Origin of the sequence: Bremerella alba (genome assembly GCF_013618625.1) — a bacterium.
Classification (GTDB): Bacteria; Planctomycetota; Planctomycetia; order Pirellulales; family Pirellulaceae; genus Bremerella; species Bremerella alba.
Genome location: NZ_JABRWO010000006.1, coordinates 274860 through 289588, shown reverse-complemented (window position 1 = coordinate 289588; position 14729 = coordinate 274860). Strand labels below are relative to the sequence as shown.

Genomic DNA, 14729 nt, shown 5'->3' with positions numbered 1-14729 from the left:
TAAGGCGAAGAACCGTCGGCTGAAAAGCCAAGACGCGGCCCAGATAGGGCGGGAAGTGACGATAATGCTTGTTCTACGCCCAATTTGCATTGATGGCAACTACTTTATTGCAGCTTGTTTGGCTGCTAGCGATTGAAACCTACTAACTTCCCAATTATCCTAAACTCCTAAATCGGGAATTCAGGAATACCTCGTTATGCAAGATTTGCTCCTACTTCTACTTTCGATGGTCGCGTTTGCGGGCGGATTTCCAGGGGCTTGGTGGGTCGCCGACAAGCAGCGTCCCGATAACGCAATCGGTATTTTCTTCGGCACGCTAGGAATGCTGATTGTCGCGGGAGCCGGTCTTTTCGGCGTCGTGATTCTCGCCGCTAAGCAGTTTCAATAGAGCGCCGGGCCTGCTCTTGGCCCCCTATCAGCTCTAAAAATCGCTTGAAGTAACCTGCTGGGAATGTTAGGATTCATTGTCCTGCCCGAATTGCCAATTTAAAGTTGGCTTCTTCCCATCCACTCAGCAGCATCAGTTATGCCCTGCGTTAGATCACCATCGCGGTTGCTTCTTGTAGCTCTTTTACTTTGCATCAGCGCCTCGCTCGCGCTTGCAGAGGAAGATAAAGTCGACTTTGCAACCCAGATTCGCCCGATCTTGTCGGACCGGTGTTTCCACTGCCATGGACCGGACGCGCAAAGTCGTGCTGCCGATCTGCGTCTCGACGATGCCGACGCGGCACACGACTATGCCATCGTGCCTGGCGAGCCGGAAAGCAGCGAAGTCTTCCTGCGGATGACGGCCCACGATCCGGAAGAACGGATGCCGCCGCCCGATTCGAATCGTTCTGTTTCGTCCGAAGAGATTGAACTGATTCGTCGCTGGATTAAGCAGGGAGCCGAGTACGACCAACACTGGGCGTTCAAGCGTATTGAAAAGCCTGACGTGCCAGAGCTGGCGGACGATGAATGGTCACGCAACGAGATCGATAAGTTCGTCCTGGCGAAGCTTCGCGAGGAAGCCGTTCAGCCCAATTCCGAAGCGGAAGCCTGGCGATTGCTGCGGCGCGTGTCGTTCGACCTGAATGGGTTGCCTCCGTCGCTAGAGGAACTTAATGCGTTCGAGGCCGATCCGAGCGAAGCTAACTACCAGGTCCATCTCGAGCGGCTGTTAAGTTCGCATCACTATGGAGAGCGACTCGCCGCCGAATGGCTCGACGCGGCGAGGTACAGCGACACGTATGGTTACCAGGTCGATCGCGATCGTTACGTTTGGCCGTGGCGAGACTGGGTCGTGCGATCTTTGAATGCCAACATGCCGTACGACCAGTTCGTTACCCAGCAAATCGCCGGCGACCTGCTGCCCGATGCCACTAAGGACACGATTCTAGCGACCACCTTTTGTCGGCTTCATCCACAGAAGGTAGAAGGGGGCAGCGTCCCGGAAGAGTTTCGCGTCGAGTATGTAGCCGATCGCTCGCAGACGGTTTCGACGGCGTTTCTCGGTTTGACCATGGAGTGCTGCCGTTGTCACGACCATAAGTACGATCCGCTCAGCCAGCGCGAGTATTTTCAAATGTTCGCGTTCTTCAATAGCATTGACGAAGCGGGCCTCTACTCGTATTTCACTCCCTCGGTCCCGACGCCAACCTTGCTTCTCGCCGACGAAAAGCAAGCAGCCGGGCTGAACGCATTGGACCAAAAGGTAGCAGACCTGGAAGCAGCACTTGCGAAGCTGGAAGTTCCTAAGGTCGCGGACGTTAAGATCAATGTGACCGTGAAACAGCCTATCGAGCAGGTCGACTTCGAAGACGCTCAAGTCGGCGGGAACCAATCCGTCGAAGGTCCCCAGGGTAAAGCGGTTCAACTGACCGGAGATGATGCGATCAACCTAAAGCAAGGCAACTTTTCACGGCACGCGCCTTTCTCGGTCGCGTTGTGGATGAACACCCCGGACGTGAAAGACCGCGCCGTGATCTTCCATCGCTCACGAGCATGGACCGACGCGGCCAGTCGTGGGTACGAGTTGCTATTAGAAGACGGAAAACTGAAATGGTCGCTGATTCACTTTTGGCCGGGTAATGCCATCAGTATTCAGGCCAAGCAGGCGTTTCCCGTGAATGCCTGGCAGCAAGTGGTTGTGACCTACGACGGCTCGAGTAGGGCCGATGGTTTGAAGATCTACATCGACGGAAAATTGATCGAAACCGAGGTCGTACGCGACAAACTTACCAAGCAGATCACCGGAGGCGGACACGATCACATCACCATTGGAGAACGTTTCCGCGATCGTGGTTTTAAGGATGGCCAAGTCGACCAGTTTGCCGTTTACGATCAGAAACTAACGCCAGCAGAAGTGGCCATATTAGGTGGCATCAAGCCTACGCCTGAACAATTAGCTGAGTATTATCTCGTGCGTCGATACGATACCTGGGAGACGACCCAACAAGCACTGACGCAAGCCCGCAACGAGCGGAACCAGGCCTACGATAAGACCCAAGAAATTATGGTGATGCGAGAACTCGATTCACCGCGTCCGACGCATATCTTGGCTCGTGGCGAATACGATGCTCCGACCGATACCGTCGAGCCGAAGACGCCGGAAGTCTTGCCTCCCTTTGAAGACGATTGGTCGCCAGACCGTTTGGGATTGGCCAAGTGGATGGTCGACCGTGATAACCCACTGACGGCTCGGGTTGCCGTGAATCGGTATTGGCAACTGCTGATGGGGGAAGGGTTGGTTCGCACGCCGGAAGATTTCGGCAACCAATCGAAGCCGCCGACGCACCCCGAACTGCTGGACTGGCTCGCGGCCGATTTCATGCAGCACGGTTGGGACGTCAAACGACTGCTAAAGCAAATTGTAACGTCGTCGACCTATCGTCAAGCTTCCTCGGCTTCTGCCGAAATGATGCAACGCGATCCGGAAAATCAGTTGTTGGCCCGCGGCGGCAAGTTCCGAATGTCGGCCGAGATGGTTCGCGACAACGCGCTGGCCACCAGTGGACTGCTGGTAGATCAGGTAGGCGGACCTCCGGCGAAGCCGTACGAGGTTTCCAGCTCCTTCAAACCAGTGAAACACGATACAGGCCAGGGGCTTTATCGCCGTTCGCTCTACACATTCTGGCAACGAACGAGTCCCGCGCCGGCGATGATGACCTTCGATGCCTCGAAACGTGACGTCTGCCAATTGAAGCGTGAGCGAACCTCTTCGCCGCTGCAAGCGTTGGTGCTGCTCAATGGTCCGCAATATGTCGAAGCGGCCAAGATGTTAGCCGTTCGTGTGCTGCAAGACGAGAAGCACGCAGCGTCGGACAACGACAAAGTTCAAACCGTGTTTCGTTTACTGACCAGCCGCGAGGCCAACGCTCAAGAGCAAGCTTTGCTCGTTGAGTTGTTCGCTCAGCAGAAGACACACTTTCAATCTCAAGCCGAAGCCGCTAAGAAACTATTGGCCGCCGGCGAAGCAAGCGTGCCTGATAATCTCGACCCGGCGGAAGTGGCGGCACTGACCGTGGTGGCCAATACGGTGATGAATTTCGACGGCAGTGTCACGCGCCGGTAACAGGAACGAGAAGACCTTATGTTCACACGACGACAAATACTTCAGTCTTCCGCTTGGGGTTTTGGTGGTTTGGCGCTCGGCCAGTTGATGGCTTCCCAGTCGGCGGCGGCCGACGGTGTGCTCAACAAACTGCATCACACCCCTAAAGCCAAGCGAGTAATCTTTCTGTTTCAAGCAGGCGGTCCATCTCAGCTCGATCTTTTCGATCACAAGCCGCTGCTCAACGAGAAGCACGGCGAGCAGTTGCCTGCTTCGGTGCGCGGTGAACAACGGCTGACCGGAATGAGCGGCAACCAGTCGAGCATTCCTCTAGTTGGATCGCCATTCAAGTTCACCCAGCACGGGCAGACCGGCGCGTGGATGAGCGAGTTGCTGCCGCATACTGCAAAGGTCGTCGACGACATCAGCTTCATTCGCTCGGCTCATACCGAAGCAATCAATCATGGGCCCGGCGTGACCCATTTTCAAACGGGTTCGCAGATTCCCGGGCGGCCTTGTATTGGCTCGTGGCTGAACTACGGGCTGGGAAGCGAGAACGATAATCTGCCGGGGTTCGTGGTACTGGTCACAAAAGAGAAGGGGGGCCAGCCACTAGCCGCTCGACTGTGGGGAAACGGGTTTCTGCCGTCCCATCATCAAGGTGTGCAGTTCCGTAGCGGCGGCGATCCAGTCCTTTATCTCAACAGCCCGGAAGGGATTGACCGTACCAGCCGTGAAAAGGCCTTGGCGAGCCTGGACCAGCTGCACCGTATTCAGGCTTCCGACTCGTTGATCGATACCCGCATTCGGCAATACGAGCTGGCGTTCCGTATGCAGTCGTCGATTCCTGACGTCACCAATATAGGAGCCGAACCCGATCACATTCTCGATCTGTACGGCCCCGATGCCCGCACCCCTGGCACATTCGCCGCTAATTGTTTGCTGGCCCGCCGCCTAGCCGAAGAGAACGTCCGTTTCATTCAGCTTTACCACCAAGGCTGGGACCATCACGGTGGGTTGCCAGGCAGCCTGAAGAAGCAATGTCAGGAAACGGATCAACCCACGGCGGCGCTGCTTCAGGATCTTAAGCAGCGAGGCATGCTCGACGACACGCTTGTCATCTGGGGAGGCGAATTTGGCCGCACCAATTACTGCCAAGGCAAGCTCGGACCGACCAACTTCGGCCGCGATCATCATGGGCGCTGCTTCACCGTCTGGATGGCCGGTGGTGGCATTAAGGGGGGCGTCACCCTGGGCACGACCGACGAGTATGGTTTCAACATTGTCGATCAGCCGATTCACATTCACGACTTGCAAGCGACGATCCTGCACGTGATGGGAATCGATCACGAACGGCTAACGTTCCGCCATCAAGGCCGGGCCTTTCGCCTAACCGATGTGCATGGACACGTCGTCAAACCAATCTTGGCCTAGTGAGACTACCTCGGTGGTAGAAGGGTTATCCACCGAGGGAAGTAAGTCTCACCTCGGTGCTAACGAATGCAATACCAAGCGGGTGGCCCGGAGATTTATCTCTGGGTGGCCGCAGGCCACAAGAGGCTAATGCTCCCGGCATGTACCAAGTGGCACTACCTATTCTTCTTTAAGCTCTGTCCATGAGCCGCTTGTCGGCTTTGCCGACCCAGAGATGAATCTCTGGGCCAACCATGGTTTAAACACCGAGCTGCGACTGGAGGAGGCTTACTCGTCGTCGGCCCGCATCCATGGGGTGAGGACTGGCTTGTGCTCGAGGATCTCTTCCGACTGGAAGTAAAGATCGATTTCACGCTTTGATGCTTCTTCACCGTCGGATGCGTGAACCAGATTCATCTGGCGGCTGCTGCTGAAGTCGCCGCGAATGGTTCCGGGCGACGCCTTCAAACCGCTGGTCGCACCCAGCATATCGCGAACCACTTGAATCGCTTCGAGGCCTTCGAGAACCAAAGCCACCACAGGAGCGGCCGTGATGAAAGCTTCCAGCCCGGGGTAGAACGGCTTGCTGACATGCTCTGCGTAGTGCTGTTTGGCCAGATCAGGGGTGACCTGGATCAACTTCATCGCAATGATGTTCAGCCCTTTGTCCTCGAATCGGTTAATGATGCGGCCAATCAGGCGGCGTTCGACACAGTCAGGCTTCAGAAGAACGAGCGTACGTTGCATTGCATTAAACTCCAGGATCACTTGTGAGAAGGCGGATTCTAGCGAATTCGCGGACTCTGCTCAACCAGGAGGCTTCGTTGTACGCGTGAACTTAATTTGATTTTGCATGGATAAAACCGGGCACACCGCTGCTGACCGCCGTAACGCGGTGTTTGGCGGGGACCGGCACTTGCTCTTCCATTACCGGCTGCGGGGCTTCGTATGCGGGATAGTAGGGCTGATAGGAAGACAACTGCTGAGCATGCTTGGTTGGCTTGTTCCAGGGATCGCCCTTGGAATGATATCCGTCGCTCCAGAATTCACCGCAAAATCGCAACCAGGCATTAATGCCAGCTTCGGCCGGCATCGGAGCAACCACCAAACCGAGAAGCAGGAGGGCTGTCGTTAGGTAGATTTTATTTGTCACGCCGTGGGCTCCCATGCAATAACTGGCACCTTACTAGGATCAGTCATCGTCACACCGCTGGCAGTGCAAGCAATGCTTTTGGCAGCATCTGGCCGAAAGCAAGGTTCAGTCGTAACGGCTAATCGAGCTACGAAAGATTTAACGTCGTCAGCGGGCCAACGGCGGTCGTCGACGTTTTACGCAGATCGTACGTCTCTAAAAGTCGGCCGATATCGTCCAAGTTAACCTTCTGATAGGCCTCGACCGTTTCTTTGACAGTGCGAAGCTTCTTACGCTGCGTCCAACCAGAGCCCACTGAGAACAGGCGGCTCGATGGGCGCTCGCTCCGTAGCACGACGTGCGAGCAATACTTGTTCTTGGCCAAATCGAGTTCTCGCTGCGTGACGCCGTCAGTCATCAGCTTTTCAACTTCGTAGTTGACCACTTCCAGCACACGTTGGGCGTCTTGAGGTGCACAGCAGATATAGTTCATCATGACGCCGCAGCCTTGGAATTCGTACGACTCCATCGCAGCGAATTCCGCGACGCCTGGGTCAACCAGTTCCCAAAAGAAACGACTGCCGACATCGTCGCCCATGATCGTCGCGAGAAGTCTCGCCGCGTATCGGTCTTCATCCTCCGAGCCGGGCGATTCGGCCAACTGGATGACGTACTGCTGAATAGAAGTCTCTTTGGTGAAGACCTGAAAATTCGACTCGCCGGTGGGCCGCGCTGTATTTCGAGAAACGTCGTGCTTCCGCCAGCTTCCACACAACTCGTTGGCTTGATCTACCAGTGCATCGAAGTCGACATTTCCGGTGGCGACCAGGGTCATGTTGGTTGGGCTGTAACGCTGCTCGAAGTAATCCATCATCTGCTGTTGGCTAAGATCGTCAACGGACTGCTGCGTACCAAGCACGCTATTGCCTAGCGGATGCTTGCCGTACCAGGCCGCCATGCTTTTTTCGTGACCGCCGTAAGGTGGCTGGTCGTCGTACTTCATGATCTCTTCAAGAATCACTTTTTTCTCAGTGTCGAAGTCCTCTTGCCGGAGCGTGGGCCGCATAATGTCGGCCAGCAGATCGACAATCTGGTTCTGCAGTTCAGGCAGAACAACCGCATAGTAGACCGTCTGTTCTTCGCTGGTGAATGCGTTCGACTGGGCGCCGAGTTCGTCGAGTTCGCGATTGACATCTTCCGCCGAGCGGCGCGCGGTCCCTTTAAAGACCATGTGCTCTAGGAAGTGACTCACGCCGGCGACTTCCGCCGCTTCGTCACGAGAGCCGGTCTTTACGAAAAATGCCGTGGCAAGCGAATATGCATTCGGGTTTACTTCGGCAACGATATCCAAGCCGTTATCAAGCGTCGCCTGACGAAATTTCACTCGGAACCTCCAAACTTTTTGCACCGATGGTTGTAACCCGATAATTTTTGGGCGGATTCGTTTCGAGGTAGGCGTTGATTGTATCGACACTGATTCCGTCGAGTATCGTTTCCAACTCTTCCATCGTTCGAATCCGACCGAGATGATACCAGTCGGCCGCCAGCGAAGACGCTCGCGACGAACTCGATTCTTGCTGCATGATGATACCGCTCTTGAAGCGGGCCTTCAGCCGCGTTAGTTCGTCTTGCCGAACCCCTTGGGGCAACTGGTTGAACTGCTCGATCATCACATCGAGAGTCTCTTGAGCCCGCTCAGTGCTTGTCCCCGCGTAGGAAAGAACTGAACCTTGCGTCTTGAGCGAGTTGCACGCGGCATAAACGGTATAGCAAAGGCCCCGCTTTTCGCGGACTTCGCTAAACAGGCGAGAGCTCATCCCATCGCTCATGATGCCAATCGCAGCACGAGCCTGATAAAAGTCAGGGTCTGAGATCGGTACGCTTGCAAAACCGAGACCAACATGCGTTTGGCTCGACTCAAAGGGGACGTGCACGTACTCTGGCAGTGACGAACCCAGATAGCTTTTCTGGCCGGGTCGTGACTGCCAACTACCAAATAGTTTTTGGATTGTGTCTTTGAGTCGGTCCCAGTCGAAATTGCCAGCGACCGAGATGATCGCCTCGTCGGGACGAACCCACGTATCGAAATATTCTTTAGCGATATCCTGGGTCAGACCTTCTACGCTGGCCAGGGTACCGGTCGGATGCCAGCCCCAGGGATCGGGGTACATTTGCCGCCGTAGACAGAGCATCGCTTGCTGATGTAGGTCATCTTCGAGAGCGCGAAGTTCCTGAAAGCATACCTGCTTGGCGTCTTCAAATTCATCTGGCAGAAAATGAGGCCGCTGGACAAGATCGGCATAAATGTCGAACGTGGCTTCCAGATTATCGGCCAGCAAGGCTCCGCCGAACGAAAGATGACTCGACGAAACGCCTCCGCCGCGGGCAACGCCCAAGTTGTCGAGCGCCTCGACATACTCGCGGCTATTGAGATCACCACATCCGCGCTGGACCCAATCGCAAAGCAAATTGGCGACCCCGCGATTGGCTTCTACTTCGCGCTGGACGCCGGCCGGGATAACAATCGAAAAAGCAGCCGATTGCACCCACGGCATGGACTCGGCGAGGAGGGTCAGTCCGTTGTCGAAACTCTCGGAGTAATAAGTGGAACGCACGTTTTTTGCCGTCGCTTCCCGCTGTTGCAAATAAGTCCGAAGGTAAATGAGTTGGGCTAATCCCTGATTTAAACGGCCAGAAGATGTGGCGACAAGGCCCAGTCCCAACGGCTAAGCATGCGTGCTGGTCTGAACGGCCCCCATTTCGACCGCTTTATAGACGGTCGATGCAATTCGGAATCCGAGTCTTTCGTACAGCCGAATGGCTCCGATGTTCTGAGAAGTGACTTCCAGCGAAGCCTGGGGCAGTTCCTGCTCGCGAAAGCCATATAACGCTCGTATAAGCAGGATTGCACCAATCCCTAGCCCACGATAACCGGGTACCACTCCGAGGTTCTGAATGGAACCCTTACCCTCGCGGTCGCGGACCCCTTGCACGGTCGCAATGGGCCGCCAGTGGCCGGAATCGGGATCGTGATTTTCGATCAGCCAAGTTGCTGCAGGGAGAAAACCATCGCGCATCGTGATCTCACGCATCAGGCGAAAACACCCTTCCGAATCCCCCAGACAAGGGAAGACATTCGCATCGACCTCGAAGCGAAAGCTCTGATACTTGACCTCGGCGTGCCGTTTCAGGATCTCGCCAGACCAGGGCTGAAAGCGAAAATCTGGAGGAAGGGGCGGCTCCTCAGGAAGATCTGCCAGCGAGATCTCCATCCGAAATCGTTTGAAATAGGTTAGCGCCACCGGATCTCTTTCCACGAGTGTGACCGCGCGAGAATGCTCGCTATCACCAACTATCGTATACGTTTACGCCCAAAAAAGCGACGAACGTTTCCGGGATATGAGTGTTATTGCGCAGTATCGATGGTATGCGCTGCGGAAAATACCTGGGCCTCGTTATCCCGAGCCCAATCCTCTCGATTGTAGCTGATAACCGAAGTATCGGTCTCTTGAACTTCCAAATGGCTCAGATCGAACCCCATGCGAGTAATCTCGGTAAAGAGCTTGTAGGCTAGGTTTTCGACCGAAGTAGGGCCCTGAAATTCGCAAAGCTTGAACTCTTCGCCATGGGTCGCCATGTGACTCTTGAGCGTCGCGAACAGAGGATCGTTCACGTTGATCAACATTCCGTGATCGTAATTTTCCTTAAGAAAAGGACCAATCTTGTCATCGAAATCAGAAAACAGGGTCGAATAAGACCCGGTCCGTTGCACCTCAAAATGACAAACGATCCCGTACCGGTGCCCGTGTAAATTCCGACACTTGTCCTGCAACTCTTCATTTCGATGCGCGGCGTAAAACTTGTATTCCTTGCGGATAATCATCGCGAACTCCACCAGCGACCTTAATTTTCAATACAGACGATTGTTTCGCTTTTCCTGCTTAAGGACAAGCAATCCCCCAAGGAAAGAAATATCTTCGGCAATTGACCGTACTGGTTGCCAGCTTTTAACTTCCAGCATAAGGAACATTGACAACGAAAGAATCGAGCTTCTAATATGACAGGTAAGCCAAGTCCCCGTAGCTCAACTGGATAGAGTGTCGGCCTCCGAAGCCGAAGGTTGGTGGTTCGAACCCACCCGGGGATACTTGACCTAACTTATTGCAATATCGACGCTTTTGGCGGCCCTGTTGGACGGATCGCGTCTCCTCAAAACCTGAGTTAAGTGGTAATTTTACCACTTAACTTCTCGGGACATAGGAGAAGTGTGTCTTGGCCCGCCCTAAATCACCACCACAGTACCGTCTACATAAGCCGTCTGAGCTCGCTCGCGTCATTGTGGAGTGCTCCCCAAATCCTGATCCAGTTGTTATGAAAGATCTAGAGCCGATTTTGGCGAAGGAATTTTTCATGAGCAAGAAGCGACGGCGGCATGAAGAGCGAAGAGGCGAAACGCCTGAAGTCGCTCGAAGAAGAGAATGCCCGGCTGAAAAAGATCGTTGCCGATCAGGCCTTGGACATCTCGATGCTGAAGGATATCGCCAAGGGAAACTGACTACCCCTCAGTTGCGGCGGGAGGCGGTCAAGCAACTTCAGGAGAAGTATTCACGGGCCTGTCGCGTGCTTGATCAACCTCGTTCAAGTCAACGATTCGAGGGGAAGCCGAAAGACGAAGACGCTCGCCTGACTAAGCGAATTTTGGAGCTGGTGCGCGAGCGACCGCGTTGGGGTTATCGTCAGATCTGTCAACTATTGCGGCGCGAGGGGGAGAGTTTGAACATGAAAAAGATGTACCGACTTTGGAAGGCGGCCGGACTGAAAGTTCCGCAAAAACGCCGAAAAAAGCGGGCAACTGGCGTCTCGACGAACGCATGTCACGTGCAGCCAGCGGGATTCACGCACGATGTTTGGACGTGGGATTTTATTCAGTCGTCGACGATCGACGGCAGGACGATTCGCTTTTTGAACATCGTCGACGAGTACACGCGTCAGTGCCTGGCGATCAAAGTGGGCCGCAGCATTACGAGCGAGGACGCGATTGACACGCTGGCCGAACTGTTCCCGATGCACGGCGTTCCGAAACGAAGTTTCGAGATATTACCGATGGTACCTCGAACACAATGATGGTCGTCGAAAGCTCAGCAACTGCCGATTCGAGTACCCAATTGAACTGCGGAGGAACGGTTTGTGACTTCAAAGGTGGGCTGTGGATTGGCGGTCGACACCAGGGCAATTCAGTCGGTTGGCACCCGGGCGTTCTTGCCACAGATGTATTCACCTATGGTGGCGGCAATTCGACCTACCTGATTGGTAGATCGAATCAGGCCTGGGGCGACGACTGGACCAACAGCAGCACCCATCCCGGCGGCATTATGACGGTTCTTAGCGATGCCTCGGTACGGTTCATTCCCGAGAACATAAACGTCAATAAGTATAAGTGGCTGCGAGCCAGGGCTGATGGCCAGGTTATCGGCGAATACTAATCTCGATCCGCACAAGGATTTTGCAGTTTGTTAGAGGCTGTTTCAAAACCTCGACGTTATAAGCTTGCGTCACGAAGGATTTAAGCTACACCAACCATCGACAGGAGTGCTTCTATGGTTGGTAAGCATGAGGTGCTGCTCAACGATGAGCAGTTGGAAATGGGGAAGCCGTCTATTCCAAAGGTCCCGGCAATTCGGTCAGATGACAGGCCCCATCCATGTTGGGGATTTATTGACGCTTCCTACTTCTTCTTCAGTCCTATCTTCAACGTCTGCAGGTCTTCCTTGGTTAAACGAATTTTGGAATCGTTGAGCATCGTCATAAAGTGTGCGATTCCTTTTTCGCTAGAAGGAAAACCGATGTTGCCGTCAGAGCTGTTCGAGTTGGTTAGCATTTTGCCGTCGCTATCGAGGATGGCAACCCAGGGAACGCCACCTCGATTTTTGGGATCTTCAATGTTGTCCATAATCTCATTCGCACCAGTCCAGCGGTCGTCCATCTTCAGCAAGATGTAATCTTTCTCCCACGTCTCGCGATGCTTCTCCAAGTAGTCGGCAAGCATGTGACAAGGTCCGCACCAGGTAGCCGTTTCCTGCACAATGACGCGTCTGTTCGAGGCTTTCGCTTCGGCCAAAGCTTCGCGTAAAAGATCTCGTCCATCGAGCGGCTCCGGCGTGTACTCTTTCATCAGTTCGATCGTCGCGGCGACGTTGATCTCGTCTCCCTTTTCCGTGCGGGGCAGGGAGGTGGAATGAATCCTAGAACCACTCGGATCGCCAATCCACACGCTCGGCAGTTCAGCTTCGTCCAATGAAATTCCGAGCGTAGAAGCCAGAACGCCAGCTCCTTCGGTATCCAAGTCGACGAAAAGGTGCTGATAGTTAAACAGCTGCAACATCGCTTCATGGTTGTCGAGCCGCAATTCGAACACTTGCTTTGCCAACGGGACTTTACGATCTACGAACAGAACCAAGATATTCTGCCGTCGTTGCTCGGCTTTGACCTTGGCTTCCGCCATTCGTACTTCAAGAGTCTTTTTGTTGGCGAACAATCGGTCGACACGCTCTTCGAATGTCGGTGGCTTGTAGGGTGGTGCCAATGACAGATCTCCCAGATCGGTCAGCCCAGGCGTCTCAGGAGTGAAGTCGGTCAGGCGAGAATAGCGATGCTTGACCTGTTCAACGGTGAAGTGATATTCCTGCCCCACGACGAGGCCGGTTGCCGTGAAATTCCCGTCGGCATCGGTGGTGACTTTACCGCCCCAGGACGTGCGAGAGAGTGAGCTTTCGTAGCCGAGGTAAATCCGGCGGCCCCAGCCGATCTCGGTGTTGCCTTTAGGCTCCTTCGTATCTCGGTCGATCATGCGTCCTTTCACAGAAGCAACCGGGCTAATTGGTATGGTGACGCTCTTTTGATCGGCCGTCACTTCGACGATCCCCTTTAAGCTCCCATCCTTGCTCGCCACATACATGGTGATCGGATAAAGCTGCCGCTGAACGTTGAACTGGCCATCGTCGTCGGTGCGTGCCCGAAAGTCGGCCACGTGCCGCTCGTTGCGATAAACACCATCCACCACCACGTCCGCTACCGGATCGCCGGTCTCGCTGTTGACGACATTACCCTGAATTGACCCCGATCTGGGTATCTCTTTGACGAAGTTGAATTCAAGTTCCTTTTGATCGGTCACGGTGAAACGGTGACGCGAGGGAGTCCCGGTACTTTCCACGTTGTATCCTCCGGGGCCGACGAAGACTTCGTAAGTACCATCTTCCGAAGTTCGCGCATACCATCGCAACGGAGGTGGGCTGGACCAGCGAGATTCTTCGGATGTCGGAATTCCTAAAGCTTCCAAGTCAGGCGCTTTAAGATCGGAGGCATAAATTTGTACAGAGGCATCGGGAATGGGCGTAGCATCTTCGTTGGAGACAACCTTGCCATAAACTCGTGTGGCCGGACCAACGGTAATGGTCACGTCTTGGACGGACGCTTTCGGCTTAACGACGATATCGCTCACTACTTTCGAGGCGAGTCGTTTCTTGTCGTCGGTCGCTACCAAAGCGTAGACCGCATTAGGCGGGACTTTCATTTCTAACTTTCCCTCGTCGTCCGTTTGACAACTACCGCTGAGACGGTCGGTCGTGCCTCCGCTGCCATAGCCGACCACCTTAATCCCAGCGACCGGCTTGCCACCGACATCGACCACCTGACCGCTGATGGTCTCGTACTTGTCCAGGACCACTTCCATAGGACCATCCGCATGCTGCTCGGTGTCGTAGGTAATACGCAGATGGATATGGTCTGGAGAGCTAGGCCATAAAATAAACGGGTGCTCATTCCATGTTGGCGTACCAGGAAATGAAACCACGCCGTCCTTATTCGACGTACTGCGGTAGAATTCCTGCGTCATTCCCAAATTAAAACTGTCTGGCTCGCCCGGTTTTCGTAGCAGCCAATTGTAAGCCTGAATGCCGGGGATTGGCTGACCATCCCGATCGATCAGACGAAGCCGAATTGTCTGCGATGGTGCCAACTGTAGCGTGATAATCGGTTCGTCGAACCAAGGCGCTACATGGGCCGCATCTCGCCGTGTCGACACCACACGGTAGTCGAAACCGATATCTTCCTTAAACGCGAAAAGTCTATCCGGCGGATAACTAATCGGCCACCGCAGCGTTGTTTCACCCTGCTCGTTGGTCGTGGCATCGTAAGCGATAAAGTTCATCGCCATGCCCCCAACCTTCGTTTCCGGTGAAGGCTTACCGCTGGCATCGGTGACTTGCAATGTGACGGTACGACTGGGCTCGAGCGAAATCTTGACCGAGTCCCCAGGTTTGGGCGGATTTTTATACTCGGGCTTGTGCACGCCCATCCGATCGCCAGCTGAATCATCGACTAGCAGCGGCAGATACTGAAGCTGACCTTCGTAAACGTTTAGCGTGAACTTGCCATCGGCGTCGGTCGTTGCTTCGCTCTTGCCATTAGGCAGATATGTCAGGCAAGTCACCTTCGCATCTGCGACCGGTTGCCCTATTGCATCGACCACCTCGCCATGCAGCGACACCTTCGGCGGATCTTTCTTCTTATCCTCTTTCTGCTCAGCGGCCCAAGCCATCGAGGCGGTTAACAGTAGCACGCTCAATACCATCGAAAAGCGTCGCATGGAATAAC

The 14729-nt window shown here is 54.5% G+C and carries 11 protein-coding genes, 1 tRNA gene and 1 pseudogene; 6 read left to right on the top strand and 7 right to left on the bottom strand.

What is annotated here, in order from left to right; genetic code table 11:
- The first annotated feature begins 196 nt into the window (after positions 1-196).
- The 3 genes from HOV93_RS12275 to HOV93_RS12265 all read left to right on the top strand — a co-directional run bounded on the left by HOV93_RS12275 (position 197) and on the right by HOV93_RS12265 (position 4966).
- Entirely contained in the window at positions 197-388 is a 192-nt protein-coding gene (locus HOV93_RS12275; protein ID WP_207396786.1) for a hypothetical protein, read from the top strand.
- 258 nt (positions 389-646) lie between these two features.
- Positions 647-3553 (top strand): DUF1553 domain-containing protein, encoded by a 2907-nt coding sequence (locus HOV93_RS12270; RefSeq protein ID WP_207396785.1) that lies wholly within the window; start codon positions 647-649, stop codon positions 3551-3553.
- A gap of 18 nt (positions 3554-3571) precedes the next feature.
- Positions 3572-4966 carry a DUF1501 domain-containing protein gene (locus tag HOV93_RS12265; protein ID WP_207396784.1) on the top strand — a complete coding sequence of 465 codons (1395 nt, stop codon included), beginning with the start codon at positions 3572-3574 and terminating at the stop codon, positions 4964-4966.
- 267 nt (positions 4967-5233) lie between these two features.
- On the opposite strand, the gene ndk is transcribed toward HOV93_RS12265, so the two are convergent.
- The 6 genes from ndk to HOV93_RS12235 all read right to left on the bottom strand — a co-directional run bounded on the left by ndk (position 5234) and on the right by HOV93_RS12235 (position 9960).
- Positions 5234-5692: a nucleoside-diphosphate kinase gene (ndk, locus tag HOV93_RS12260; protein WP_207396783.1), complete on the bottom strand. Its 459-nt coding sequence runs from the start codon at positions 5690-5692 to the stop codon at positions 5234-5236.
- A gap of 91 nt (positions 5693-5783) precedes the next feature.
- Positions 5784-6098 carry a hypothetical protein gene (locus HOV93_RS12255; RefSeq protein ID WP_207396782.1) on the bottom strand — a complete coding sequence of 105 codons (315 nt, stop codon included), beginning with the start codon at positions 6096-6098 and terminating at the stop codon, positions 5784-5786.
- Between the two features lie 127 nt (positions 6099-6225).
- Complete coding sequence (locus tag HOV93_RS12250) at positions 6226-7461, bottom strand: M16 family metallopeptidase (RefSeq protein WP_207396781.1); 1236 nt, start codon at positions 7459-7461, stop codon at positions 6226-6228.
- A complete protein-coding gene (locus tag HOV93_RS12245; protein ID WP_315853398.1) occupies positions 7436-8692 on the bottom strand; it encodes a M16 family metallopeptidase in 1257 nt (418 codons plus the stop codon). The genes HOV93_RS12250 and HOV93_RS12245 overlap by 26 nt, the downstream gene beginning before the upstream one ends.
- 111 nt (positions 8693-8803) lie before the next feature.
- Complete coding sequence (locus HOV93_RS12240) at positions 8804-9379, bottom strand: GNAT family N-acetyltransferase (protein WP_315853397.1); 576 nt, start codon at positions 9377-9379, stop codon at positions 8804-8806.
- Positions 9380-9483: 104 nt separating this feature from the next.
- Entirely contained in the window at positions 9484-9960 is a 477-nt protein-coding gene (locus HOV93_RS12235; protein WP_207396780.1) for a 6-pyruvoyl trahydropterin synthase family protein, read from the bottom strand.
- Between the two features lie 190 nt (positions 9961-10150).
- Between HOV93_RS12235 and HOV93_RS12230 the strand changes: the two genes are divergently transcribed.
- The 3 genes and pseudogenes from HOV93_RS12230 (at position 10151) to HOV93_RS12220 (ending at position 11560) form a co-directional block, all read left to right on the top strand.
- A tRNA-Arg gene (locus HOV93_RS12230) sits at positions 10151-10224 on the top strand.
- 279 nt (positions 10225-10503) lie between these two features.
- Positions 10504-11162, top strand: a pseudogene (locus tag HOV93_RS12225) (IS3 family transposase); the annotation flags it as partial.
- A gap of 35 nt (positions 11163-11197) precedes the next feature.
- On the top strand, positions 11198-11560 hold the full coding sequence (locus tag HOV93_RS12220) for a DUF1559 family PulG-like putative transporter (protein WP_207396879.1): 363 nt from the start codon (positions 11198-11200) through the stop codon (positions 11558-11560).
- A gap of 242 nt (positions 11561-11802) precedes the next feature.
- Here HOV93_RS12220 and HOV93_RS12215 read toward each other — a convergent pair whose 3' ends face one another.
- Positions 11803-14721: a thioredoxin family protein gene (locus HOV93_RS12215; protein WP_207396779.1), complete on the bottom strand. Its 2919-nt coding sequence runs from the start codon at positions 14719-14721 to the stop codon at positions 11803-11805.
- Between the last annotated feature and the right edge of the window lie 8 nt (positions 14722-14729).

Bases quoted from the DNA above. Each gene is read 5' to 3' on its own strand.
- ndk (WP_207396783.1), bottom strand. From the start codon at position 5,692: ATGCAACGTACGCTCGTTCTTCTGAAGCCTGACTGTGTCGAACGCCGC.
- HOV93_RS12265 (WP_207396784.1), top strand. From the start codon at position 3,572: ATGTTCACACGACGACAAATACTTCAGTCTTCCGCTTGGGGTTTTGGT.
- HOV93_RS12275 (WP_207396786.1), top strand. From the start codon at position 197: ATGCAAGATTTGCTCCTACTTCTACTTTCGATGGTCGCGTTTGCGGGC.
- HOV93_RS12220 (WP_207396879.1), top strand. From the start codon at position 11,198: ATGATGGTCGTCGAAAGCTCAGCAACTGCCGATTCGAGTACCCAATTG.
- HOV93_RS12235 (WP_207396780.1), bottom strand. From the start codon at position 9,960: ATGATTATCCGCAAGGAATACAAGTTTTACGCCGCGCATCGAAATGAA.
- HOV93_RS12215 (WP_207396779.1), bottom strand. From the start codon at position 14,721: ATGCGACGCTTTTCGATGGTATTGAGCGTGCTACTGTTAACCGCCTCG.